The sequence below is a fragment of the Microbacterium sp. DT81.1 genome, assembly GCF_049844955.1.
Lineage (GTDB): Bacteria > Actinomycetota > Actinomycetes > Actinomycetales > Microbacteriaceae > Microbacterium.
Genome location: NZ_JBNCMA010000004.1, coordinates 286444 through 309725 on the forward strand (window position 1 = coordinate 286444; position 23282 = coordinate 309725).

Below are 23282 nucleotides of genomic sequence, written 5' to 3' on the forward strand. Positions count from 1 at the left end.
TGCTCCTGAACCTCTTCCGCGGCCAGCGCTGACGAGGCGAGTCGTGTTCGATCTTCCGACCGACCTGCCCGCCGACCTCGCACCCCTCGCCTGGCTCGTCGGCGTCTGGGAGGGCACCGGCGTGATCGACTATCGCGTCGGCGACACGCACTACGCGGGCGAGTTCGCGCACCGGGTGAGCTTCAGCCACGACGGCGGCCCGTACCTCAACTACTCCGCGACCGCATGGCTGGCGGTGGCCGACGATGCTCCTCGGGTGCCCCTGGTCGCCGAGGTCGGCTTCTGGCGGCTGATCCGCGAGGCGACGGATGCCGACCCAGGGCCAGGACTGCTGCCTCCGACGGCCGATGCCCCTCCTCGCACCGCCGACGATGTGGAGCGACTCCGAACCCCTGACGGCGGCTTCGACATCGAGGTGTCGATCGTGCACTCCGACGGGGTGAGCGAGCTGTATCTCGGGCAGGCGCGCGGTCCTCGCATCGACATCGCGACGGATGCCGTCGTGCGCACTGCCGGGGCGAAGCACTATGCCGCGGCCACTCGCATGTACGGGCTCGTCGATGGGCACCTGCTGTGGGCGTGGGACATCGCTGCGCTCGGCCAGGAGCTCGGCTCCCATGCCTCGGCCCGGCTGGCGCGAGCGGAGTGACCTTCTGATGACCGATTTCACCTCCCGCCCCGGTGCGGTCTCCGGCGACGCCGGCATCCTGCACTACGGCAACCCTCTCGGCGAGCAGCGCCGGCTTGTGGACGGCGACGCGATCGTCGATCGCACCGATCGCGGCGTGCTCTCGGTCACCGGGCCGGATCGGCTGACCTGGCTGGACTCGATCGCGTCGCAGGCACTGGCCGCCCTGGAGCCCGGGCGGGGCACGGAGCTGCTCATCCTCGATCCCAACGGGCGGGTCGAGCACGCCGCATCCGTCGTCGATGACGGCGAGACGACGTGGCTGATCGTCGATGAGGGCGACGCGCCGGGCCTGGGCGCCTGGCTTCGCCGCATGGTCTTCCGCTCCCGGGTGGAGGTGCGCGACGAGCCGGATGTCGCGATCATCGCCTTCCTCGGCGACGGTCCCGCTCGGCGGGCGGTCGAGGATGTCGCACCGGCCGCCCTCGTGTGGGCCGATCCGTGGGCCGCGGTGACGCCGGGCGGCTGGCAGTACGCCGCGGTCGACCCGCATCCCGGCGCGGGCTTCGCGTGGCGCGAGGCGATCGTGGCCCAGCCCGCCCGCGATGCACTCGCCGCGGGGAAGACCCCGGTGGCCGGGCTGCTCGCCGCAGAAGCCCTGCGCATCGCCGCCTGGCGCCCCCGGTGGGCCAATGAAGTGGACGAGCGCTCCCTGCCGCACGAGGTCGACTGGCTGCGCAGCGCCGTGCACCTCAGCAAGGGCTGCTACCGCGGTCAGGAAACCGTGGCGAAGGTGCACAACCTCGGGCACCCTCCGCGGCGGCTCGTTCTGCTGCATCTCGATGGCAGCGACAGCGTGCTGCCCGATCCGGGTGCGCCCGTGCTGAGCGGGGATGACACGGTGGGCGCCATCACCTCGTCCGCGCTGCACTACGAAGAAGGCCCGATCGCGCTCGCGATCATCACGCGCCGCGTGCCCGATGACGCGCCACTCGCGGTTCGGGCCGACGAGGTGCTGATCGCCGCCGGCCAGGAGGTCATCGTGCCGGCGGATGCCGGGGCCACCGCATCCGTCCCTCGTCTGCCTCGTCTGAACCGTCGCGCTCCCGCTCGATGAGTCAGGGGACCGGCGACCGCCCGGAGCCGGTCACCGCTCCCATCGCCGTCGGGTGGCGCACCAGGATCGATCCGTCCCGGCGTGTGCGCCGGGTGCGGGACTCCGGGCTCGCGATCATCCAGATCGTCGTGGCCTCGACGGCGGCCTATGCCTTCGCGTCATCGGTGCTCGGGCATCCCGCGCCGCTGCTGGCCGCCACGGTGACGGTCTCGAGCCTCGGGCTGGTGCGCGACGCGCGGCCGCGCCGAGTGCTCGAGACGGTGCTCGGCATGCTCCTCGGCATCCTGGTCAGCGAGCTGCTGCTGATCGTCGCGGGCACCGGATGGTGGCAGCTCGCCCTGGCGCTCGGTCTCACCCTCGCGGTCGCCCGCTTCCTGTCGCCGCAGGCGAGTTTCGCGATCGCCGCGGCCATCCAGTCCCTGATCGTCATGGTCATCCCGATGACCGGCGGCGCCCCCTTCGTGCGTCTCACGGACGGGATCGTCGGCGGGGTCTTCGCGCTCCTCGTGACGGCGCTGATCCCGCGCAGTCCGCGGCGCGTGGAACTCCGCGATGCCCGGGCGCTGTTCCGGGATGTCGGCAGCGCCGCGGCGTCCCTCGGCCAGGCGCTGCGGCGATCGGACCGGATGCGCGCCGAGCGCGGGCTCGAGAAGGCACGCGCCCTGCAGTCGCGCGTGGACGAGTGGCGGGAATCCCTGGACTCCGGTCTGGCGATCGCCCGGATCTCGCCGTTCCTGCGCCGACAGCGCGGCGAGCTCGACCGACACGCCCGCGTGCTGGCTGCGATGGATCTCGCCACCCGCAACCTGCGCGTCATCGCCCGCCGGGTCGTCTATCTCTGCGACGACGGCACCCCGAGACCCGTCGCCGCGGATGTGCTGGCAGAGCTGGCGAGGGGCATCGACCTCGTGGGGCGCTCCCTGGATGACATCTCCCTCGAGCCGGTCGCCCGGGAGACCATCCGCGCGATCGCCGCGCATCTCGATCCACGGGAGCTGATGCCCGGTGCATCGCTGGGGGACCAGAACCTGCTCGCGGCGATGCGACCGCTCGCGGTCGACCTCCTCGTCGGCACCGGGATGACGCAGGCGGATGCCCGCGCGGCGGTGCCGCGCATCTAGGCCGCCGCGCGGCGGCGCCGCGCATCTGAGCCGCCGCGGGTTCGGGGCGCATCCCCTCCGTCGGGGCGCACGCATTGCGCCCCGACGGAGGGATCGCGCCCCGACCGCTCGCGCGCGGGCGCGTCGTGCGCCGTCGGTATCATGGGGCCATGACCGCGCCCTACACGCTGATCCTGCTCCGCCACGGCCAGAGCGAATGGAACGAACTCAACCTCTTCACGGGATGGGTCGACGTCCGGCTCACCGAGCAGGGCAAGGCCGAGGCCCAGCGTGGCGGCGAGCTGCTCGCCGAGGCCGGGTTGCACCCCGACATCCTCTACACATCGGTGCTGAGCCGCGCGATCCAGACCGCGAACATCGCGCTGGACGCGGCCGATCGGCTCTGGATCCCTGTCAAGCGCACGTGGCGCCTGAATGAGCGCCACTATGGAGCGCTGCAGGGCAAGGACAAGGCTCAGACGCTGGAGGAGTTCGGTCAGGAGCAGTTCATGCTCTGGCGCCGCTCGTTCGACGTGCCGCCCCCGCTGCTCGCGGAGGACGACCAGTACAGCCAGATCGGCGATCCGCGCTATGCCGGCATGGACGGCGAGGTGCCCCGCACGGAGTCGCTCAAGCTTGTCATCGACCGCCTTCTCCCCTACTGGGAGACCGACATCGCCGCCGACCTGCGCAATGGCAAGGTGGTGCTCGTCACCGCCCACGGCAACTCGCTGCGCGGACTCGTCAAGCACCTGGAAGGCATCAGCGATGCCGACATCTCGGAACTGAACATCCCCACCGGCATCCCGCTGGTCTACAAGCTGGACGAGAACCTCGTGCCGCTCGGCCCCGGCGAGTACCTCGATCCCGACGCCGCAGCGGCCGGCGCGGCCGCCGTCGCCGCGCAGGGCAAGAGCTAGCAGGCACGGCGAGGGGGCGGCGCGGGCCGCCCTCCTCGCGGGGCGCCCTCCGGCTAGAGCTGCTCGACGGGCTCGGACGCCGGCGACCAGTCACCGGTGGCGAGGTAGACGACCCTCTTCGCCACGGCGACGGCGTGGTCGGCGAACCGCTCGTGGTAGCGGCTCGCCAGTGTCGCGTCGACCGTGGCCACGGCCTCGCCCTGCCAGTTCTCGCCCAGCACCTTCTCGAAGACGCTGACGTGCAGCTCGTCGATGAGGTCGTCGGAGTTGCGGATCTCCTCCGCGAGGGTGAGGTCCTGGGTGCGGAGCAGCTCGGCGAGCTTGCGGGCGACGTCGACATCCAGCTCGCCCATCCGGGCGAACGTGCTCTTCAGCCCCTTGGGCACCGCGCGCTCGGGGAAGCGGTAGCGGGCGAGCTGGGCGATGTGCTCCGCGAGGTCGCCCATGCGCTCCAGCGACGCGCTGACACGAAGTGCCGTCACCACGATGCGCAGGTCGCGCGCGACCGGCTGCTGGCGGGCGAGGATCTCGATCGCGATCTCATCCAGGGCGACGGCCCGCTCGTCGATGTGGGCGTCGTCGGCGATGACCTCTTCGGCCAGGCCGACATCGCTCGTGCCGAACGCACGGGTGGCCTTGTCGATCGCGACCGTGACAAGCTCGGCGATCTCGACAAGCCGGTACTGGACGTCCTCCAGGGACTGGTGGAACACTTCGCGCATCGAGGTACCCTTTCATCGTCGCGGCCCGGCATCGCACGGGGCATCACGACCCTGCGTGATCATCGTCAGCGAAGGTTAACGAACGGTGCCGCCCACGTGAATAGTAGCCCGGCGGCTCCTTCCCGGCTCCGAACCGTCGCAGAGGCGACACCCTGCGCCATACCCTTGAGCCATGGACACCATGCAGCTCGCGCTGCTCGCCCTGCTCGTCGGGGTGCTCATCGGAGCAGGCGTGGCATCCATCGTCCTCCTCGCCCTGCGGGCGCGGGATCGCGTGCGTCTGGAGTCCAGCGCGGAGCTGCCGGACGGCATCGCGGCCGTGCTCGACGGCATGGATGACGCGGCCGCCGTCGTCGACACGTCGCTTCACCTCGTCGCCACCTCGCATGCCGCCGGCCGCCTCGGCATGCATGCGGGAGGGATCCTGGAGAACACCGAGCTGCGTGCGCTCGTCCGGTCGGCGCGCACCGCGGGCGTCGCCCGCGCGGACACGCTGCGCATCCGCCGCGGAGGCCTCTCGTCGGAGTCCCGGCTGGTCGCCGCGCGGGCGAGCGTGCTGAGCCCACGCCTCGCGCTGCTGATCGTGCGCGACATCAGCGAGCAGGAGCGCGTCGAGCAGATGCGCCAGGACTTCGTTGCAAACACCAGCCACGAGCTGAAGACCCCCGTCGGCGCGGTCAGCCTGCTCGCCGAGGCGATCGAGTCGGCGGCCGATGACCCCGACCAGGTCCGGTCGTTCACCGCCCGGCTCTCGGGCGAGGCCGCCCGCCTGTCCCGGCTGACGGCCCGGATCATGAACCTGTCGCGCCTGCAGTCCGCCGATGAGCTCGCGGAGGTGCGCGACGTGTCCATCGACGAGGTGGTCGCCGCATCCGTGGAGTCGCACGTGGTGCAGGCCGACTCCGCCGGTGTGGAGCTGGCGCGAGGCGGCGAGCGCGGGCTGTACGTACGAGGGGATGCGCAGGTGCTCATCGATGCGGTGGGCAACCTGCTCGCCAATGCGATCGCCTATTCCCCCCGCGGGTCCCGCGTCGGCGTCGGAGTCCGCTCCACGCCGGATGTCGTGGAGATCGCCGTCACGGATCAGGGCATCGGGATCGCGGAGGCCGATCAGCAGCGCGTGTTCGAGCGCTTCTACCGCGCCGATCAGGCGCGGTCCCGACGCACCGGTGGCACGGGTCTCGGTCTCGCGATCGTCAAGCACGCCGTGCACCGCCACGACGGCGAGGTACAGCTCTGGTCACGGCCGGGCCGGGGCTCGACGTTCACCATCCGCCTTCCGCGCAGCGCCGCGCCGATCGATGACCCGTCCCTCAAGAAGCGCCGCAACGGCAAGCCCAAGAAGAGCAGGCCGAAGCCGTCGGCGGCTCCGAAGAGCGGGAGCGCCACCAGCCCGCCGCCCAGCTCCCGGACGACGTCGACCGCGAAGAGCCAGGCGACCGTCGAACCGACCCTCAACCCCCAGAAGACCGTGAACGGAGACCCTGCATGACGCGCGTCCTCCTCGTCGAAGACGAGCCCGACCTCGCCGAGCCGCTCGCCTACCTGCTGCGACGGGAGGGATACGACGTCGAGATCGCCGAGGACGGTCCCGACGCGCTCGTGGCTTTCCGCGACAACGGAGCCGACATCATCCTGCTCGACCTGATGCTTCCCGGGATGTCGGGGACGGAGGTGTGCCGGCAGATTCGCACCACGTCGAGCGTCCCCATCATCATGCTGACGGCCAAGGACTCCGAGGTCGACATCGTGGTCGGGCTGGAGCTCGGCGCCGACGACTACGTCACGAAGCCGTACTCGGCGCGCGAACTGCTCGCGCGCATGAAGTCGGTGCTGCGCCGGTTCGCGAACGTCGAGTCCGACCTCGACGACCGCGTGCTCGAGAGCGGCCGGGTGTCGCTCGACATCGACCGGCACACCGTCTCTGTGGACGGAAAGGTGATCAACATGCCGCTGAAGGAATTCGAGCTGCTCGAGGTGCTGATGCGCAATGCCGGCCGCGTGCTGACCCGGGGGCAGCTGATCGATCGGGTGTGGGGGAGCGACTACTTCGGCGACACCAAGACGCTCGACGTGCACATCAAGCGCATCCGTTCACGCATCGAGGAGAACCCCAGCGAGCCCGTCGCGCTCGTCACGGTGAGGGGTCTCGGCTACCGCTTCGAGTTGTGAGGTCGGAGACCCGCGGTCACGCCGCGGGTCGATGACTCACGGCTCGAAGGGCGCGAGGTACGGGAGGGAGCCGTCGAGTACGGGGACCTCTTGCAGAACGCCCTCGTCATCGCCGGACTGGAAGTAGATCTCGATGGTGCTGCCGGGGAGCGCGTCGAGATCCTCCAGGAGCAGCGGATCCTCGTCCTCGGCACCGAGGCTGACGGTCTCGCCCGGCCCGACACGGACCGTCGCGGTGGAGTCGTCGCCGTACTCCATGCGCAGCTCCTGGGCCTCGTCGGTCGTGTTGATGATGGCGGCGAGGAAGTTGCCCTCGGTGCCCCCCTCATCCGCCACGATGAGCGCATTGCGCACGAGCAGCGGCCCGGAGTCCGGGACGGAGACGCCGTCGGAGGGGGAGTACCCGATCGTGGTCGCCTGGGTCGACACCATGCTGCAGCCGGCCGTTCCGAGGATCACAGTGGCCCCGATCGCAACGCTCGCCATCAGGCGCGGAGCGCGAGCCGTCTGGCGCGGTGCGAGGGACGCGACGAGGCGCGGTTTCACGGATCCTCCCGGGGGTAGCAAGCAGTCCCGTCATTCTATGGGCTGACGGCCCGCGCCCGTGTGTTCGCCCCCGGTGCTCCGGCCTCAGTGCCGCTCGGCGACGCGGCCGGGCGGCGCGCGGAGAACTCTAGCGTATGTCGCCTGTGGTATCCTGGAGGTTGCCGAAGGGACATAATTCCATGCTTTTTGAGGTTGGCGAGACGGTCGTCTACCCCCACCACGGGGCCGCAACGATTTCCGAAGTGAAGACTCGCATGATCAAGGGCGAAGAGAAGGTTTATCTCAAGCTCCGTGTGACCCAAGGCGATCTGACAATCGAGGTTCCGGCTGACAACGTCGACCTTGTCGGCGTTCGCGACGTCATTGGGAAAGAGGGCCTCGACCGGGTGTTCGAGGTGCTGCGTGCCCCGTTCACAGAGGAGCCGACGAACTGGTCGCGGCGGTACAAGGCCAACTTGGAGAAGCTCGCGTCCGGCGATGTGATCAAGGTCAGCGAGGTCGTGCGCGACCTGTGGCGGCGCGACCAGGACCGTGGGCTGTCCGCGGGTGAGAAGCGCATGCTCGCGAAGGCACGTCAGATCCTCATCTCCGAGCTCGCGCTCGCTGAGAAGACCGACGAGGATCGGGCCAGCCTGGTCCTGGACGAAGTCCTCGCCTCCTGACCCGCGAGTTCTCCGCATCCTGATCGATGCGTCGACGGCCCGCCATCCCTGTGCCTGACCGGCGCACGGGTGGCGGGCCGTCGCACTAGCGTGGGGGAGTGCACATCACACCCTCTCCGCGCGTCGCGGTCATCGTCGTCGCCGCGGGCTCGGGCACGCGACTCGCGGCCGGCGCGCCCAAGGCCTTCGTCGGGATCGACGAGCACACGATGCTCCGCCATGCGCTCCGCGGCGTGTTCTCCGCCGCTCCGGCGCAGGTGGTCATCGTCGCGCCGTCCGGACGCGAAGGCGAGGCGCTGACGGATGCCGCGGAGGCGTCGGGCGATCGGCGTGAGCTGGTGGCGGTCGTCGCCGGCGGTGAGACCCGCCAGGCCTCCGTCGCGGCGGGGCTGGCAGCAGTGTGGCCCGACGTGCAGATCGTGCTCGTGCACGACGCCGCACGGGCGCTCACGCCCGGCGCGGTCTTCGATCGGGTCGTGGACGCGATCGACCGCACCGGCTGGGGAGTGGTGCCGGTGCTTCCGGTCATCGACACGATCAAGCGGGTCGAGGGCGCGCGGATCATCGGGGTCGTAGACCGCGCAGAGCTCGCGGCGGCGCAGACCCCGCAGGGGTTCCGGCGCGACGTGCTGGAGACCTCGTACGCGGTGGCCACGCAGGAGTACACCGACGACGCGGCGCTGGTCGCGGCCGCCGGTCATCCGATCGCGAGTGTCGAGGGCGACCCCCGGTCCTTCAAGATCACGACGCCCGCCGATCTCGAGCGTGCCCGCAGCCTCGTGGCGCAGCATCCGATCCCTCCGATCCGCTCGTCGCTGGACAGGGCCCCTCGCGTGCCGCGCGTGGGGCTCGGGACCGACGCGCACGGCTTCTCGGGCGGCGGCACGCTGTGGCTGGCGGGCCTGGAATGGCCAGGCGAGCCCGCACTGGCCGGGCACTCGGATGGCGACGCCGTCGCGCACGCGATCGTCGACGCGCTGCTGTCGGCCGCGAGCCTCGGCGACATCGGCACGCACTTCGGCACCGCCCAGCCCGAGTACGCGGGCGCCCACGCCGACGCGTTCCTCGCCCGGACGGCCGCGCTCCTGGGCGAGGCGGGCTGGGCCATCGGCAACGTCACGGTGCAGGTGCAGGCGGCCCGCCCGCGGTTCGCAGCGCGCCGTCACGAGGCCGAGGCGGCGCTGTCGGCCGCGCTCGGCGGAGCCGCGGTGTCGGTGTCGGCCACGACCACCGACGGCCTGGGCTTCGTCGGGGCGGGGGAGGGGGTTCAGGCCTTCGCGGTCGCCCTGATCGTGCCTGCCTGAACCGACGCAGGCTCGGACCACAGCCCGGGCTACAGCTCGCGGGTCATGTACACCGAGAACGGATCATCGGTGTAGTCACCGAAGGGGCCGCAGCGGATGAAGCCCTCGCTTTCGTACAGCCGCTGCGCGGGGACGAACTCCGCCGGACTGCCGGTCTCGAGCCAAAGGCTCGTCAGCCCGCGGGCTCGGGCGGCATCCATGATGTGACGAAGGATCGCGCGCCCGACGCCGGCGCCGAGGAAGCGCTCGTCCACCCGCATCGACTTGAGCTCACCACGCCCCTCGCCGAACTCCTTCAGGGCGCCGATGCCCGCAAGCTCGCCGTCGATCCATGCCGACCAGAAGGACACCGCCGGGTCGGTCAGGCGGTCGACGTCGAGCGCGTGCACGCTCTCGGGCGGAGACGTGGCGTGCATCCCCTCCAGGTGCAAGGCGATGAGGGCGCGGGTCGCGTCACCGCTCAGGTCGTCGCTGCGGATGTCGATGTGTGTCACGGTTCAGGCCTCCAGGGCGAACGGTCGGGGGTCGCGGGCGGTGCGCGAGCCCCAGGCGAGCAGCGCGAGCCCGGCGGCGAGCACGACGAGTCCCACGATGGCCAGCGTCGACAGGCGCTCGCCCAGCACGACGATGCCCAGGATGCTGGCGGTCAGAGGCTCGCCCAGCGTCAGCGTGGCGGCCGTCGCGGCGGTCAGGCCGCCGAGGCCCCAGGTGAAGAGCACGTAGGCGATCGAGATGGTTGCGAATCCGAGCCAGAGACCCATCGCCAGGCCGGCGGGCGTCGCGAGCCAGCTCAGATCGACGAAGGGGAGCAGCAGGGCGGAGAGCACGGCGGAGCTGGCGCCCATCCCGCCGACGACCGTGAACGGATCCCATCCGGAATCCAGCAGTCGGCGCTGGGCGTTGGCGATGACGGCGAAGGACGCGCCGGCGCCGACGGAGCCGAGCAGTCCGATCGGATCGGTTCCGGCCGATCCCGTCTCGCCGCCGAAGCCGAGGAGCACCACCCCCGCCGTGGCGAGCAGGGTGGCCGCGATCCAGGTGGCGCTCGGCATCCGCCTCGTCAGTGCCCACTCGAGCAGTCCCGCGAGGATCGGGGCGGAACCCAGGGCCACGACCGTGCCGACGGCCACGCCGTTGCGCTCGGTGCCGAGGAAGAAGAGCGGCTGGTAGATCGTCAGGCAGAGGCCCGTCAGCACCATCAGGGTGAGGGGACGCACACCGGTCCGCGGATTCGGCCGAGGCCGGCTCCTGGCGTGCCGGCGTGCGAGCACGAATGCGATCGCGGCGAGGCCGGTCCCCCCGAGCACGAGCCGCACGGCGCCGATCGACAGGGGCGTCGTGCCGTCGGGTCCGAGGGCCTGCGACGTTCCCGTCGTGCCGAACAGCACCGAGGCGGCGAGGACGGCGAGCACGGACAGCACTCTTCAGTTCTACACGCTGGACACATCGCAGGAGTTCCGCGCCAGCCCCACCGTCGGGCTCCGGTGCGCACCCGGTCCCCGGCCGGATCTCCTGCGTTGTGTCCCACGGGGTCGGCGGTGTTCGGGGCGGCCGAGACGGATCCGCCCTGCTGTGCGCGTGCCCAGGCTCGGGGTGGGGCCCGCCGGTAGGCTGGTGCGGTGACTCTCCGGCTCTTCGACACCAAGGCGCGCGCCCTGCGCGACTTCGTGCCCCTCGACCCCGAGAACGTCTCCGTCTACGTCTGCGGCCCGACTGTTCAGTCGGGTCCGCACGTCGGCCACCTCCGCGGAGCGCTGGCCTTCGACATCCTGCGCCGGTGGCTCTCCCGCGACCGCCGCGTGACGTTCGTGCGCAATGTCACCGACATCGACGACAAGGTGCTGGCCAACGCCACGGACAGCGAGCCGTGGTGGGCGCTGGCCTACCGCATGGAACTGGCCTTCTCGCGGGCGTATGCCGCGATCGGCATCCTGCCGCCCACGTACGAACCGCGGGCCACGGCATCCATCCCGCAGATGCAGGAGCTGATCCAGCGGCTCATCGAGCGGGGACACGCGTACGCTTCGACAGGCGCTGGGTCAGACGGCGACGTGTACTTCGACGTGCGGTCGTGGGAGGACTACGGACGCCTCACGAACCAGTCCCTGGATGCGATGGAGCCCGCCGAGGACGCCGATCCCCGGGGCAAGCGAGACCCTCGGGACTTCGCCCTCTGGAAGGGCGCGAAGCCGGGCGAGCCGGAGAGCGCCACGTGGGATTCGCCGTGGGGCGGCGGGCGCCCGGGTTGGCACATCGAGTGCTCCGCGATGTCGCGGCGGTACCTCGGACCAGAGTTCGACATCCACGGCGGCGGCCTCGATCTGCGCTTCCCGCACCACGAGAACGAGCTGGCGCAGTCCACGGCCGCGGGCGACCCGTTCGCGCGGTACTGGATTCACAACGGCCTGGTCAACGTGGGCGATCAGAAGATGTCCAAGTCGCTCGGCAACTTCGTCCTCGCCGACGACCTGCTCGCCACCCGCGAACCCCTCGTCGTTCGGTACGCGCTGGCGGCCGCGCACTATCGCTCGAGCCTCGACGTCTCCGATTCATCGTTCGACGAGGCGGCGGCCGCCCTGGAGCGGATCCGCGGCTTCCTCACCCGGGCGGCGCGCGAGGGTGCGGCATCCGACGACGGCGGTGGGAGCCTCCCCGAGGCGTTCGTCGCTGCCATGGATGACGATCTCGGGGTGCCGCAGGCGCTCGCGGTCATCCACGAGAGTGTGCGGGCCGGCAACGCGGCGCTCGATGAGGGAGAGTCCGATGCGGCGCTGCGCGCACGCACGTCGGTGATCGCGATGACCGACCTGCTCGGAATCAACCCGCTCGACCCGCAGTGGTCCACCGGCGACGCCTCCGCCGAGGCATCCGCTCTCGACGCTCTCGTGCAGAGCCTGATCGCGCAACGGGCCGACGCGCGCGCGGCGAAGGACTGGGCGGCCGCTGATCGCATCCGCGACGCCGTCGCCGCCGCGGGCATCGCCCTCGAAGACACCCCCGACGAAACACATTGGAGTATCAGTGGCCGGTAGCAAGCCTGGGCGCCCCGGCGCCAGCAAGGGCAAGAAGGGCCCTACGAAGGGCACGGGCGGCAAGAACAAGCGGTCGCTCGAGGGTCGCGGTCCGACCCCGAAGGCCGAGGATCGCGCCTGGCACCCCGCCGGCAAGCGCAAGGCGGCCGCCGAGCGCTACACCGCCGCCGGTGGCAAGGGAAAGCCGGCGGCCCGGCCGTCGGCCGGCCGAGGCGGCGGCGCGAAGAAAGCGGATGACACGGAAATCGTCACGGGCCGCAACTCCGTGCTCGAGGCGCTGCGCGCGAAGATCCCCGCCACCGCGTTCTACATCGCCCAGCGCGTCGAGATGGATGACCGCGTCAAGGAGATGCTCTCGATCGCGACGCACCGGAGCATCCCCGTGATGGAGGTCACGCGCCCCGAGCTCGACCGGATGGCGGGTTTCGACGGCGTGCACCAGGGGGTCGCGCTGAAGGTTCCGCCGTACGAGTACGCGCACCCGCACGACCTGCTCGAGGCCGTGATCGATCGCGGCGAGGTGCCGCTCTTCGTGGCGCTCGACGGCGTGACCGATCCGCGCAACCTGGGCGCCATCATCCGCTCGACGGATGCCTTCGGCGGACACGGGGTCATCCTTCCGCAGCGCCGGTCGGCGAGCGTGAACAGCGCCGCCTGGAAGACCAGCGCCGGCGCCGCGGCGCGCATCCCGGTGGCGATCGCCCCGAACCTCACCTCGACGCTCAAGGACTTCAAGAAGCAGGGCGTGTTCATCCTGGGTCTCGACGGCGGGGGCGACGTGTCGCTCCCCGCCCTCGAGCTCGCCGACCGCCCCGTCGTGATCGTCGTCGGGTCGGAGGGCAAGGGTCTTTCGCGCCTGGTCACCGAGAACTGCGATCAGGTCGTCTCGATCCCGATCGAGGCGGCGACCGAGTCGCTCAACGCCGGCATCGCCGCATCGGTGGCGCTCTACGAAGTCGCACGTCGCCGCGCGCAGTAACAACCCACACGAAGGAGTCGCCATGGCCCGCATCGCCGTCATCGGAGGAACCGGCTACGCCGGAAGTCACATCGTCGCCGAGGCGGTGAGGCGAGGCCACACCGCGGTCTCCGTCGCCCGCTCGATCCCGACGGACCGCATCGAAGGAGCGACCTACATGGAGGGCACGCTGCTGGATGTCCCCGGGCTCGTCGCCGAGCTTCAGGGGGCCGATGTCGTGGTGGTGGCGGTCGCCCCTCGCGGGGACATGCAGGGCAGCGTCCGGCCCGCCGTCGCGGAACTGGCGGCCCTGCTGCCCGAGACGACCCGCCTGGGCGTCATCGGGGGCGCCGGCGGCAGTCTCGTCGCGCCGGAGGGACCGCGCCTGATCGACACCCCGGGCTTCACCGAGGAGTTCAAGCCCGAGGCGTTCGAGATGATCGGCGTGCTGGAGGACCTGCAGGCCTCGGGCTCGGCCCACGACTGGTTCTTCGTGCATCCCGCCGGCGGATTCGGTCCCTGGAACGAGGGCGAGCGCACCGGTGAGTACCGCGACGGCGGCGACGTGCTCGTGACGAACGAGAAGGGCGAATCCCTCATCTCCGGCGCCGACCTCGGGGTGGCCGTGATCGACGAGATCGAGGATCCGAAGCACTCGCGCGATCGCTTCACGGTGGGGTACTGAGCACCGACTCCGGATCATCGAGCAGGCGGGCCAGCGCGAGCTCGCCCGCGCCGATCAGCAGCCTGTCCTCGCCGAGCCGGGCGACGACGATGCGAGTGCCCTCGAAGATCGTCGGCACGGTCTGCGCAGCGACCGCTCGCTCCAGCTCGGCCTGATCGCTCGAGGCGATCGTCGCGAGGAACCCGCCGAGGATGACGAGCGACGGGTTGAGCACGTTGATCGCGTTGCCGAGAGCCGTGGCCAGGATGCGGCGCTGCCGCGCGAGCTCCTCGGCCACCTCGGGTCTCGGCGAAGCGGCGAGCGCGCCGGCGAGCGTCGGCTCGTCGGCCTTTGCGAGGCCGACGGCTTCGAGCAGGCGCGCGCGGCTGACCTCGTCCTCCAGCACCCCATCGCCCGCCCGCCGATCCTCGAGACTCCCGATGCCCGGCCGGTTCTGCCCGAACTCCCCGGCGTAGCCGCCGGCGCCGCCGACGCTCGCGCCGCCGATGATGATGCCCCCGCCGATGCCGCTGGCGCCGCCGTTGAGGTACACGATGTCATCCACGCCCCGGCCGGCACCGAACAGGTGCTCGGCGAGGGCGCCCAGGCTGGCGTCGTTGCCGACGGATGCCGGCAGGTGGGTGGCCTCCTCCACCAGCGCGCGCAGAGGGGCCTGCGACCACTCGAGGTGCGGCGCCCAGCGCACGAGTCCGTCGTCCGCACGCACGATGCCGGGCACGGCGAGTCCGATCGCGACCACGCGGCATCCGGCCAGTTCGCCTTCCGCCCAGCGACCGATCGTCGCGTTCACCAGCTCTGCGGTCTCCTCCGGAGAGACGATGTGATCCATCTCGACGCGCTCGCGGTGCACCACGCGCCCCCCGAGCGCGACCACGCCGAAGGTCACCGCGTCCACCTCGGGATTGACGGCCACCACGACGGTCCGAAGGTCCACGTCCACGATGGGGGAGGGCCGGCCCACCCTGCGGGTGGGGTCAGGGGGTCTTTCCACCACGAGCTGCAGGTCGACCAGTTCACCCACGAGGGAGGCGACCGTGGATCGATTCAGCCCGGTCGCCTCGGTGATCCGCGACCGCGGCAGCGCGCCGTCGGCGTGCACGAGGCGCAGGACTTTCGAGAGGTTGCGGCGGTGGACACCGTCGAAGGCGCGCGTTGCGTCGGTCACCCCTCCACGTTAGAGCCACTGGCATCCGGGCGTTGATGCCCCACCGGGATAAGTTGCGCTCGACGTCAAACCTGGGCCCTGTCTGAAGCGCTGCCCACCCGACCTGTGAAAACGGGTGGACGTACCGGCCCATCTGGTATAGGTTGTAGAGAGCAACAATTTCACGCGAAGGAGCGATATGCCTACCCCCACTCCCGCCGATAAGTTCACCTTCGGGCTCTGGACCGTCGGCTACAACGGAACCGACCCGTTCGGTGGCCCCACCCGTCAGCCTCTGGACGTCGTGCACGCGGTCGAGAAGCTCGCGGAACTCGGCGCCTACGGCCTCACCTTCCACGACGACGACCTGTTCGCCTTCGGCTCGACGGATGCCGAGCGCCAGACGCAGATCGACCGGCTCAAGGGCGCGCTCGCCGACACCGGGCTCGTCATCCCGATGGTGACCACGAACCTGTTCAGCGCCCCCGTCTTCAAGGACGGCGGGTTCACGTCGAATGACCGGCAGGTGCGGCGCTTCGCCTTGCGCAAGGTCATCCGCCAGCTCGAGCTCGGCGTCGAGCTGGGCGCCAAGACCTTCGTGATGTGGGGCGGCCGCGAGGGCGCCGAGTACGACTCCGCCAAGGACATCCGCGCGGCGCTCGAGCGCTACCGCGAGGCCGTCAACCTGCTCGGTGACTACGTGACCGACAAGGGCTACGACATCCGCTTCGCGATCGAGCCGAAGCCGAACGAGCCGCGAGGCGACATCCTGCTGCCCACGCTCGGTCACGCCCTCGCGTTCATCGACTCGCTGGAGCGGCCGGAACTCGTCGGACTCAACCCCGAGGTCGGACACGAGCAGATGGCCGGCCTCAACTTCGCCGCCGGCATCGCCCAGGCGCTGTACCACGGCAAGCTCTTCCACATCGACCTGAACGGCCAGCGCGGCATCAAGTACGACCAGGACCTCGTCTTCGGCCACGGCGACCTGCACAACGCGTTCGCCCTCGTCGACCTGCTGGAGAACGGCGGACCCGGCGGAGTCCCGGCGTACGACGGTCCCCGCCACTTCGACTACAAGCCCTCGCGCACCGAGGACGAGAAGGGTGTCTGGGATTCCGCCGCGGCGAACATGAGCACCTACCTCCTGCTCAAGGAGCGGGCGGCGGCGTTCCGCGCCGACCCCGAGGTGCAGGAGGCGCTGGAGGCCGCCAAGGTCCTCGAGCTCGCGCAGCCCACCCTCAACGAGGGTGAGTCGTACGACGACCTTCTCGCCGACCGGTCCGCCTACGAGGACTTCGACACCGACGCGTACCTGGGCGGCCACGGCTTCGGCTTCGTGCGTCTGCAGCAGCTGGCCACGGAGCACCTGCTCGGCGCCCGCGGCTGATCCGACATCGAAAAGGAGGGCCGCCCGCACAGCGGGCGGCCCTCCTTTTCTGTGACCGGTCGTGCACAACGGCGGGGATCTTTGGCGACACGCCGGGTTTCGGCGTCCGGTGCTGGCGTGTCGGAGACCATCCCCGCCGTTGTGCTCGGCTTATGGTCGGCCGAGGCGTGCGCTTCTCAGCCGATGCGTACGCCGGATCGCACGCCAGCCGTCGTGGACCGCCGGTCCTCGGGGACGACGAGGTGCACGGCGCCGGTCAACTCGACGGAGGCCGTCGCCTCCTTGTCCGCGCACGATGCGCCGACCCAGAGCTCGATCGTCCCCGGCTCCACGATCCGCTCGCCGGAGAGGCCGGTGAACGCGAGCCGGGTCGTCGGCACGTCGAACTCGACGGTCTCCTCCGCACCGCTCTCGAGGTCCAATCGCAGGTAGCCGAGGAGCTGCGCGACGGGGCGCGTCACGGATGCCTGCACATCGCGCGCATACAGCTGCACCACGTCGGTTCCCGACCGGGAGCCGGTGTTGCGAACGCTGACGGAGGCCCGGAAGGAGTCGTTCGTGGCGGCTTCGGGGTCGACGCGCAGGTCGGAGTGCTCGAACGACGTGTACGAAAGCCCGAATCCGAACGGCCGCGTCGGCGCACTGCTCGCGGACGTGATCTCGTTCGGCCCCCCGAGGATCGGGTGCAGGTACGAGAACGGCTGCGACCCGGCGGAGCGCGGAAGCGAGACGGGGAGACGCCCGCTCGGGTTCGTGACGCCGGAGAGCACCGAGGCCAGAGCCGGCCCGCCTTCCTCACCGGGGAAGAACGCCTGGAGCACCGCGCTCGGCGGGCTCTCGCCGTCGAGCGCCCAGCCGATGGAGTAGGGGCGTCCGGTCAGCAGGACGAGCGCGACGGGCGTGCCGGTCGCGACGACCGCCTCGACGAGCTCTCGCTGGGCACCGGGCAGTTCGAGGCTCTCGACGTCGTTGCCCTCGCCGACCGTCCCCCGGCCGAAGAGACCCGCTCGGTCGCCCACGACGACGATCGCGACATCCGCCTTCGATGCGGCAGCCACCGCTTCGGGGATGCCGGAACGGTCGGGGTCATCGACGCCGCAGCCCGGCGCGTATGTCAGCTCCGCCGACGGGAACTCGGCCCGCAGCGCCTCGAGCACACTGGGGATCTCGAAGCCCAGCTCGATGCCGGGGTGGTGGGCGAGCACGTGGTTCGCGAACGAGTAGCACCCCATCAGCGCCTCGGAGGAGTCGGCGTTGGGGCCGATCACCGCCACCCGCTGCGGCGAGCCGAGCGGAAGCATCCCGTCGTTGGACAGCAGGATCACCGACTCTTCGGCGAGGCGCCGGGCGATCGCGCGGGAAGCCGGCGAGTCGAGGTCGATGGATGAGGGCGGACTCTCGAACGTCTCGTCGAGGAGTCCGAGCCGCTCCTTCTGGGTCAGCACCCGCACGACGGCGCGGTCGACGACGGCCTCGTCGATGCCGCCGTTGCGCAGCAGCTCGAGGAGCGGCTCCCCGAAGGCCTCGGTGCTCGGCAGCTCGACGTCGATGCCCGCCGTGAGCGCGAGCCGGGCGGCCTCCCCGGCGTCGCCCGCGATGGCGTGCATCGTCTGCAGGAAGAGCACCGAGAAGTAGTCCGCCACGACCACGCCGTCGAAACCCCACTCATCCCGCAGCAGGTCGGTGAGGTGCGCCGACGACGAGGCGACGGGCACCCCGTCGATCTCGGCGTATGAGTTCATCACGCTGCGCGCCCCGCCGTCGCGGACGGCCATCTCGAACGGCGGCAGCAGCACATCGGCGACTTCCCGCGGGCCCGCCGAGACGGGGGCGTGGTTGCGCCCGGCCCGGGATGCGGAGTAGCCGACGAAGTGCTTCAGGGTGGCGTCGACCCCGGCGTACTGCAGTCCGCGCACGTACGCCGTGCCGATGGTCCCGACGACGTACGGGTCCTCCGCGATGCACTCGTCGACACGGCCCCACCGCGGGTCGCGGATGACATCCAGCACGGGAGCGAGTCCCTGGTGGATGCCGAGCGTCCGCATCGAGTCGCCGATCAGTCGCGCCATCTCCTCGACCGTCTCGGGGTCGAAGGACGCACCCCACGCGAGCGGCGTGGGGAACGTCGCGGCCTTCCAGGCGGCGAGTCCCGTGAGGCACTCCTCGTGGACGATGGCGGGGATGCCCAGCCGCGTGTCGGTCTGCAGGCGCCGCTGCTCCTCCCACAGCCACCCGGCGCGTTCGGCGGGGTCGACGGGCCGGGTGCCGTACACCCTCGTGAGGTGCCCGATGCCGTGGCGCGTGGCATCCTCGTACCGCGTCGAGGAGGCGAGCTCGCCCGCCATGGGAGCGACGAGTTCGTCGCCCTGATCGACCCAGTACGCCCCCAGTTGGGCGATCTTCTCCTCGTGTGTCATCTGGCTCACGAGCGCGCGGACGCGCGCCGATCCGAGTTCCTGCGACTGTCCCATGTGTGTGCTCAGCCCTTCACGGCGCCGGTCAGTCCTCCGACGATCCGCCGCTCGAACAGGCTGAAGAAGACCAGCGCGGGAATCATCGACAAGGAGGTGAATGCGAGCACCCGTGCGGTGTCGACCGAGTACTGCGACGCGAACGCCTGCGTTCCCAGGGGGAGGGTGTAGGCGCCCTCGTTGTTGAGGATGAACAGCGGGAGCATGTAGCTGTTCCAGCTGGCGATGAACGCGAGGATGCCGACCGTGATCACCCCGGGGACCGCGAGCGGGATCACCATGCGCCAGAAGAATCCCAGGCGGCTGCATCCATCGATCGCAGCCGCCTCCTGCAGCTCGTTCGGGATCGCCGCGAGGAACGGCACCAGGATGATGATCGTGATCGGGAGGGCGAAGGCGATCTGGGGGATGATCACGCCGGCGAGCGAGTTCATCAGGCCGAGGTTGCGGACCAGGATGTACAGCGGCGTGATGGCGACGGTCATCGGGAACATCAGGCCGGCCGTGAAGATCGCGTAGATCAAGCCACGACCGCGGAACGAGTACCGCGACAGCGCGAACGCGGCCATGAGGCCCAACGCCACCACCACGGCGGTCGTCACGACCGCCGCGATCGTCGAGTTGCCGACCTGGCGCCAGAACACCGGGCTGACGAGCACGTCGACGTAGTTCTCCCAGTGCCAGATGGTCGGGAAGCCGGCCGGGTCGAGTGTGATGTCGGAGTTCGAGCGGAATCCGCCGAGGATGACGTACGCGACCGGAGCGAGCATCAGGGCGATCAGAACGAGCGCGACGAAGTAGATGATCAGGTCACCGCCCGCTCGGCGCTGCCCCGGGGCGGGCCTCTGTCGAGCCGGCGGGATCTCGATGACTGCGGAGGCCATCATGCCTTCCCTCCTGTGATGGCCCCGGCGGTATCGCGTCGGAGCAGGAAGCGCTGGTAGAGCAGCGCCACCGCGAGTGAGATGAGGAACATCACGACGGCGACGGCGCTGCCGTAGCCGTAGCTGCCGGCGTTGCGCCCGTTGGCGACCATGTACGTCGCCATCGTGGAGGTGCCGGCGGTTGAGGCGATGTACTGGCCCCAGATGATCCAGACGAGATCGAAGAGCTGGAGCGATCCGATGATCGACAGGAACGCCCAGATGCGGATGGTCGGCCCGAGCAGCGGCAGCACGATGTGACGCTGGATCTGCCAGTACGAGGCGCCGTCGATCGCCGCGGCCTCGGAGAGTTCGTCGGGGATCCCCTGGAGCCCCGCGAGGAACAGGATGACGGCGAATCCGATGTACTTCCACGTGATGATCACCATCAGCGTCCAGATGGCGACGGCGGGGTCCGACAGCCAGTCGGAGGCGAGCGCACCGAGGCCGAACCGGTTGAGCAGGCCGTTGAGCGCGCCGTTGGACTGGAGCATCAGACTCCACCCGATGCCGACGACCACCTCGGAGATCACGTACGGCACGAAGATGAGCACCCGGATGACGGACTGGTAGCGCAGCTTGCGATTCAGCAGCAGAGCGAGACCGAGGGCGACCGGCCCCTGCAGAACGAGCGACATGACCGCGATGAACACGTTGTGCCCGAGCGCCTCGTGGAAGGCGGGGTCGGTGAGGATGACGACGTAGTTGCGCAGCCCGACGAAGTCGACCGCCGGCCCGAAGCCGGTCCAGCTGAAGAACCCGTAGTAGGCCGCCAGCACGACCGGGAAGATCACGAAGGCGACGAAGACGACCAGAGCGGGTCCGATCAGGATCGCGAGCTCGAGCCGGGGACCCAGCCCGGTGCCGCGGGACGCTCGCCCGGCCCGCCGGCCGGCCGGCGGCCGGCCGGACGGGGGCAGCGGCTGAGCGCCGCCCCCGTCGGCCTCGGGCGTCCGGGGCGCGTCCGCAATGAACTGCGGTGTTTCGCGTGCGGAAGCCATCATTGATCTCGTCTCAGGACTTCGCGGCCGCGTCGTTCACGGCGTCGACGATGGCCTGTGCGTCACCCTCGCCGGCGAACATGTCGACGACGGCGACGTTCAGGGCGTTGCCGATGTTCTGGCCGTACAGCGTGTCGAGCCAGACCATGACGTAGGGCGCCGCGTTGTAGGCCTTCAGGACCTCCTGCAGTGCGGGCTCGGTCACCACGCCCTGGGCCTCCTGCGAAGCCGGCAGCGTGTGGAAGGCGGTGGCGTACGCCTCCTGGTTGGCCTTCTCGGCGGTGAAGTTCAGGAAGTCGACGCATTCCTTCGGGGCGTTGACCCAGCAGGTGTACCCGTCGACGCCGCCCATCATGGCGCCGGGTTCTCCGTCGCCACCCTCCACCTCGGGGAAGGGGAACCACATGAGGTCGGCCAGGGGCTTCTCATCCGGTGTGAGCGATCCGATGACGCCGGGGTTCCAGGCGCCCATGAGCTCCATCGCGGCCTGGTGGTTGGCCAGCAGGCCGGCCGACGAGCCGGCCCCCTGCTGGGCGGTGGTCGTGAGGAAGCCCTCGTTGAACGGATCGGTCTCGATGAACTCCTGCAGGTTCTCGCCCGCAGTCAGCCAGCAGGGGTCATCGAAGCTCCGGCTGTCGGCAGCCTCGTCCATGACATCCTTCGAGCACGCACGCAGGGCGAAGTTGTAGTACCAGTGGGCGGCCGGCCATGCGTCCTTCGCACCGACGGCGATCGGCGCGACGCCGGTGGCCTTGATCTGATCGTCGACCGACACGAGCTCGTCGATCGTCGTCGGGGGGGCGGCGACCCCCGCGGCCTCGAAGAGGTCGGAGGCGTAGAAGATGCCGGAGGGCAGCACCGCGGTGGGCACGCCGTAGTTCTTGCCGTCGATCTCGAACGCCGAGAGCACGGCGTCACCGAGGGCGGTCCGCGTCGCATCCGAGATGCCGTCGGTGATGTCCATGGCCTGCCCTGCCTTCACGACGTCGGCCAGCTTGCCGCCGCCGCGGGACATGAAGATGTCCGGCGCGTCGCCGGAATTGAGCGCGGTCTGGAGCTTTCCGTCCATCTCCTCGTTCTGGATCGACTGGATCTCGATCGTGACGCCGGGGTTCGCCTCTTCGAACGCCGCCACGGTGTCTTCCCAGTACGCCTTGCCCTCGCCGGTCGTGGAGTTGTGCCAGAACGTCATCGTGACGTCGCCGTCTCCGGATCCTTCCGAGCCGGCTCCACCGCCGCAGCCGCTCAAAGCGAGCGCCGCGACGACCAGTCCGGCAGACCCCAGCAGGAGTTTCTTGCCATTCATGTGATTTCCGTCCTCTTCATCGAGTCGCACCTCGCCCATCGAGGTGTGTGAATCCGCATGATCGCAGCGAGCCACTGCGATGTGCGTTCGGAGCCCAGAGGGCACCCAAGGTGAAAATCAGTGTCGCAAGTCGATTCGGGGGTGTCAAACGTTTTCGAAAACCTTTTCCATGTCTATACTCACCCTCATGGGACGCCGCGCCACCATTCACGACGTCGCCTCGGCGGCGGGCGTTTCCGTGTCGACGGTGTCGAAGTCCGTCCACGGACGTTATGGCGTCGCACCGGAGACCATGCGTCGCGTGCTCGAGGTCGTCGAGCGACTGGGCTACCAGTCGAGCCTCGGCGCCAGCAGCATGCGGTCGCACCGCACCGGGGTGATCGGCGTGCTCGTGCCCGAGTTCGAGCCGTTCACCGCGGAGATCCTGAAGGGGGTCGGTGCCGCTGTGCGAGGCACGGGATTCGACCTGCTCGCGTACAGCGGCTCGCAGGATGGCACCGGCGAGGGCTGGGAGCGGCGCTCGGTGAGCAGATTGAGCGGGAGCCTCGTGGACGGCGTGATCATGGTCACGCCGTCGGTCGTGAACGTCTCCGCCGACGTCCCGATCGTCGCGATCGACCCGCACACCGGCCCGGCCGACCTCCCCACGGTGGAGTCCGACAGCTATCACGGCGCACAGCTGGCAACCCGCTACCTGATCGGACTCGGACACACCCGTATCGGCTTCATCGCGGGACGCCCGGATCTGCGTTCGTCCGCCCTGCGCGACGCCGGCTATCGAAGCGCGCTGCTGGAGGCGGACATCTCGTTCGATCCTTCGCTCGTCGGAGTCGGTCGATACCAGGTCGATGCCTCACGGGAACTCGCGCACCAGCTGCTCTCGCACCACGACCGTCCGACCGCCATCTTCGCGGCCAACGATCTGTCGGCCATCGCCGTTCTGCTGGTCGCGACGGAGCTCGGGATCGAAGTCCCCGGCGAGCTCTCGGTGGTGGGCTTCGACGACATCCCCGAGGCCTCCCGTCACATTCCTCCGCTCAGCACGGTGCGCCAGCCCATGCAGCGGCTGGGCGAGGCGGCGACCAAGCTCCTGCTTGCGCTCATGGATGGGGAGACGCCGAAGAAGACGCATCTGCGGCTGCCGACCCGCCTCGTGCCGCGCGCGACGACCGCGCCACCGCCGTGAAGCATCCGACGGAGA

General features: G+C 70.1%; 22 protein-coding genes. 13 read left to right on the forward strand and 9 right to left on the reverse strand.

Going from position 1 to position 23282, the window contains the following annotated elements; all coding sequences use genetic code 11:
* Window positions 1-43: 43 nt before the first annotated feature.
* The 4 genes from ACLQ2Q_RS12845 (at window position 44) to ACLQ2Q_RS12860 (ending at window position 3765) form a co-directional block, all read left to right on the forward strand.
* Complete coding sequence (locus ACLQ2Q_RS12845) at window positions 44-649, forward strand: FABP family protein (RefSeq protein ID WP_425820849.1); 606 nt, start codon at window positions 44-46, stop codon at window positions 647-649.
* A 7-nt stretch (window positions 650-656) separates the two neighbouring features.
* The gene (locus ACLQ2Q_RS12850) at window positions 657-1745 is read left to right on the forward strand and encodes a YgfZ/GcvT domain-containing protein (protein WP_425820850.1); all 1089 of its coding nucleotides are present in this window, start codon (window positions 657-659) and stop codon (window positions 1743-1745) included.
* Window positions 1742-2866: an FUSC family protein gene (locus ACLQ2Q_RS12855; protein WP_425820851.1), complete on the forward strand. Its 1125-nt coding sequence runs from the start codon at window positions 1742-1744 to the stop codon at window positions 2864-2866. The genes ACLQ2Q_RS12850 and ACLQ2Q_RS12855 overlap by 4 nt, the downstream gene beginning before the upstream one ends.
* 149 nt (window positions 2867-3015) lie before the next feature.
* Window positions 3016-3765 (forward strand): phosphoglyceromutase, encoded by a 750-nt coding sequence (locus tag ACLQ2Q_RS12860; protein ID WP_425820852.1) that lies wholly within the window; start codon window positions 3016-3018, stop codon window positions 3763-3765.
* Between the two features lie 53 nt (window positions 3766-3818).
* Here the strand turns inward: ACLQ2Q_RS12860 and phoU are convergent, their stop codons facing one another.
* Window positions 3819-4487: a phosphate signaling complex protein PhoU gene (gene phoU / locus ACLQ2Q_RS12865; RefSeq protein ID WP_425820853.1), complete on the reverse strand. Its 669-nt coding sequence runs from the start codon at window positions 4485-4487 to the stop codon at window positions 3819-3821.
* Between the two features lie 172 nt (window positions 4488-4659).
* Here phoU and ACLQ2Q_RS12870 point away from each other — a divergent pair, with 172 nt between their 5' ends.
* Both ACLQ2Q_RS12870 and ACLQ2Q_RS12875 read left to right on the forward strand, forming a co-directional pair.
* On the forward strand, window positions 4660-5979 hold the full coding sequence (locus ACLQ2Q_RS12870) for a sensor histidine kinase (protein WP_425820854.1): 1320 nt from the start codon (window positions 4660-4662) through the stop codon (window positions 5977-5979).
* The gene (locus ACLQ2Q_RS12875; RefSeq protein WP_425820855.1) at window positions 5976-6659 is read left to right on the forward strand and encodes a response regulator; all 684 of its coding nucleotides are present in this window, start codon (window positions 5976-5978) and stop codon (window positions 6657-6659) included. The genes ACLQ2Q_RS12870 and ACLQ2Q_RS12875 overlap by 4 nt, the downstream gene beginning before the upstream one ends.
* A 36-nt stretch (window positions 6660-6695) precedes the next feature.
* Here the strand turns inward: ACLQ2Q_RS12875 and ACLQ2Q_RS12880 are convergent, their stop codons facing one another.
* A complete protein-coding gene (locus tag ACLQ2Q_RS12880) occupies window positions 6696-7205 on the reverse strand; it encodes a DNA modification methylase (protein ID WP_425820856.1) in 510 nt (169 codons plus the stop codon).
* 179 nt (window positions 7206-7384) lie between these two features.
* Here ACLQ2Q_RS12880 and ACLQ2Q_RS12885 point away from each other — a divergent pair, with 179 nt between their 5' ends.
* Window positions 7385-7867, forward strand: coding sequence for a CarD family transcriptional regulator (locus tag ACLQ2Q_RS12885; RefSeq protein ID WP_425821069.1), 483 nt, complete (start codon window positions 7385-7387; stop codon window positions 7865-7867).
* A gap of 98 nt (window positions 7868-7965) precedes the next feature.
* On the forward strand, window positions 7966-9171 hold the full coding sequence (gene ispD, locus ACLQ2Q_RS12890) for a 2-C-methyl-D-erythritol 4-phosphate cytidylyltransferase (RefSeq protein WP_425820857.1): 1206 nt from the start codon (window positions 7966-7968) through the stop codon (window positions 9169-9171).
* Between the two features lie 29 nt (window positions 9172-9200).
* Here the strand turns inward: ispD and ACLQ2Q_RS12895 are convergent, their stop codons facing one another.
* Together ACLQ2Q_RS12895 and ACLQ2Q_RS12900 are read right to left on the reverse strand one after the other, a co-directional pair.
* Window positions 9201-9665 carry a GNAT family N-acetyltransferase gene (locus ACLQ2Q_RS12895; RefSeq protein ID WP_425820858.1) on the reverse strand — a complete coding sequence of 155 codons (465 nt, stop codon included), beginning with the start codon at window positions 9663-9665 and terminating at the stop codon, window positions 9201-9203.
* A gap of 3 nt (window positions 9666-9668) precedes the next feature.
* A complete protein-coding gene (locus tag ACLQ2Q_RS12900) occupies window positions 9669-10592 on the reverse strand; it encodes a DMT family transporter (protein ID WP_425820859.1) in 924 nt (307 codons plus the stop codon).
* Between the two features lie 198 nt (window positions 10593-10790).
* Between ACLQ2Q_RS12900 and cysS the strand changes: the two genes are divergently transcribed.
* Genes cysS through ACLQ2Q_RS12915 form a run of 3 tightly spaced genes read left to right on the forward strand, consistent with a single transcriptional unit; the run spans window position 10791 to window position 13846 of the window.
* Complete coding sequence (gene cysS / locus ACLQ2Q_RS12905) at window positions 10791-12203, forward strand: cysteine--tRNA ligase (RefSeq protein ID WP_425820860.1); 1413 nt, start codon at window positions 10791-10793, stop codon at window positions 12201-12203.
* On the forward strand, window positions 12193-13182 hold the full coding sequence (gene rlmB, locus ACLQ2Q_RS12910; protein WP_425820861.1) for a 23S rRNA (guanosine(2251)-2'-O)-methyltransferase RlmB: 990 nt from the start codon (window positions 12193-12195) through the stop codon (window positions 13180-13182). Before cysS ends, rlmB begins: the two co-directional genes overlap by 11 nt.
* A gap of 22 nt (window positions 13183-13204) precedes the next feature.
* Complete coding sequence (locus ACLQ2Q_RS12915; protein ID WP_425820862.1) at window positions 13205-13846, forward strand: NAD(P)-dependent oxidoreductase; 642 nt, start codon at window positions 13205-13207, stop codon at window positions 13844-13846.
* On the opposite strand, the gene ACLQ2Q_RS12920 is transcribed toward ACLQ2Q_RS12915, so the two are convergent.
* Window positions 13830-15011, reverse strand: a complete 1182-nt coding sequence (locus tag ACLQ2Q_RS12920; RefSeq protein ID WP_425820863.1) for an ROK family protein — start codon at window positions 15009-15011, stop codon at window positions 13830-13832. The two genes, ACLQ2Q_RS12915 and ACLQ2Q_RS12920, sit on opposite strands and share 17 nt — an antisense overlap.
* 178 nt (window positions 15012-15189) lie before the next feature.
* Between ACLQ2Q_RS12920 and xylA the strand changes: the two genes are divergently transcribed.
* Complete coding sequence (gene xylA / locus ACLQ2Q_RS12925; RefSeq protein ID WP_425820864.1) at window positions 15190-16380, forward strand: xylose isomerase; 1191 nt, start codon at window positions 15190-15192, stop codon at window positions 16378-16380.
* Between the two features lie 176 nt (window positions 16381-16556).
* On the opposite strand, the gene ACLQ2Q_RS12930 is transcribed toward xylA, so the two are convergent.
* The 4 genes from ACLQ2Q_RS12930 to ACLQ2Q_RS12945 are packed head-to-tail and all read right to left on the reverse strand — an operon-like array spanning window position 16557 to window position 22081.
* Window positions 16557-18851 (reverse strand): glycoside hydrolase family 3 N-terminal domain-containing protein, encoded by a 2295-nt coding sequence (locus ACLQ2Q_RS12930; protein WP_425820865.1) that lies wholly within the window; start codon window positions 18849-18851, stop codon window positions 16557-16559.
* Window positions 18852-18859: 8 nt separating this feature from the next.
* A complete protein-coding gene (locus tag ACLQ2Q_RS12935; protein WP_425821070.1) occupies window positions 18860-19735 on the reverse strand; it encodes a carbohydrate ABC transporter permease in 876 nt (291 codons plus the stop codon).
* Entirely contained in the window at window positions 19735-20775 is a 1041-nt protein-coding gene (locus ACLQ2Q_RS12940) for a carbohydrate ABC transporter permease (protein WP_425821071.1), read from the reverse strand. The genes ACLQ2Q_RS12935 and ACLQ2Q_RS12940 overlap by 1 nt, the downstream gene beginning before the upstream one ends.
* A 13-nt stretch (window positions 20776-20788) precedes the next feature.
* Entirely contained in the window at window positions 20789-22081 is a 1293-nt protein-coding gene (locus ACLQ2Q_RS12945; protein ID WP_425820866.1) for an extracellular solute-binding protein, read from the reverse strand.
* A 187-nt stretch (window positions 22082-22268) separates the two neighbouring features.
* Between ACLQ2Q_RS12945 and ACLQ2Q_RS12950 the strand changes: the two genes are divergently transcribed.
* Window positions 22269-23267 (forward strand): LacI family DNA-binding transcriptional regulator, encoded by a 999-nt coding sequence (locus tag ACLQ2Q_RS12950; protein ID WP_425820867.1) that lies wholly within the window; start codon window positions 22269-22271, stop codon window positions 23265-23267.
* The last annotated feature ends 15 nt before the right edge of the window (window positions 23268-23282 follow it).

Excerpts from the sequence above, each read along its gene's own strand:
- ACLQ2Q_RS12850 (WP_425820850.1), top strand. The coding sequence starts at position 657 with ATGACCGATTTCACCTCCCGCCCCGGTGCGGTCTCCGGCGACGCCGGC.
- ACLQ2Q_RS12855 (WP_425820851.1), top strand. The coding sequence starts at position 1,742 with ATGAGTCAGGGGACCGGCGACCGCCCGGAGCCGGTCACCGCTCCCATC.
- ACLQ2Q_RS12860 (WP_425820852.1), top strand. The coding sequence starts at position 3,016 with ATGACCGCGCCCTACACGCTGATCCTGCTCCGCCACGGCCAGAGCGAA.
- phoU (WP_425820853.1), bottom strand. The coding sequence starts at position 4,487 with ATGCGCGAAGTGTTCCACCAGTCCCTGGAGGACGTCCAGTACCGGCTT.
- ACLQ2Q_RS12870 (WP_425820854.1), top strand. The coding sequence starts at position 4,660 with ATGGACACCATGCAGCTCGCGCTGCTCGCCCTGCTCGTCGGGGTGCTC.
- ACLQ2Q_RS12875 (WP_425820855.1), top strand. The coding sequence starts at position 5,976 with ATGACGCGCGTCCTCCTCGTCGAAGACGAGCCCGACCTCGCCGAGCCG.
- ACLQ2Q_RS12885 (WP_425821069.1), top strand. The coding sequence starts at position 7,385 with ATGCTTTTTGAGGTTGGCGAGACGGTCGTCTACCCCCACCACGGGGCC.
- ACLQ2Q_RS12915 (WP_425820862.1), top strand. The coding sequence starts at position 13,205 with ATGGCCCGCATCGCCGTCATCGGAGGAACCGGCTACGCCGGAAGTCAC.
- xylA (WP_425820864.1), top strand. The coding sequence starts at position 15,190 with ATGCCTACCCCCACTCCCGCCGATAAGTTCACCTTCGGGCTCTGGACC.
- ACLQ2Q_RS12930 (WP_425820865.1), bottom strand. The coding sequence starts at position 18,851 with ATGGGACAGTCGCAGGAACTCGGATCGGCGCGCGTCCGCGCGCTCGTG.
- ACLQ2Q_RS12935 (WP_425821070.1), bottom strand. The coding sequence starts at position 19,735 with ATGGCCTCCGCAGTCATCGAGATCCCGCCGGCTCGACAGAGGCCCGCC.
- ACLQ2Q_RS12940 (WP_425821071.1), bottom strand. The coding sequence starts at position 20,775 with ATGGCTTCCGCACGCGAAACACCGCAGTTCATTGCGGACGCGCCCCGG.
- ACLQ2Q_RS12945 (WP_425820866.1), bottom strand. The coding sequence starts at position 22,081 with ATGAATGGCAAGAAACTCCTGCTGGGGTCTGCCGGACTGGTCGTCGCG.
- ACLQ2Q_RS12950 (WP_425820867.1), top strand. The coding sequence starts at position 22,269 with ATGGGACGCCGCGCCACCATTCACGACGTCGCCTCGGCGGCGGGCGTT.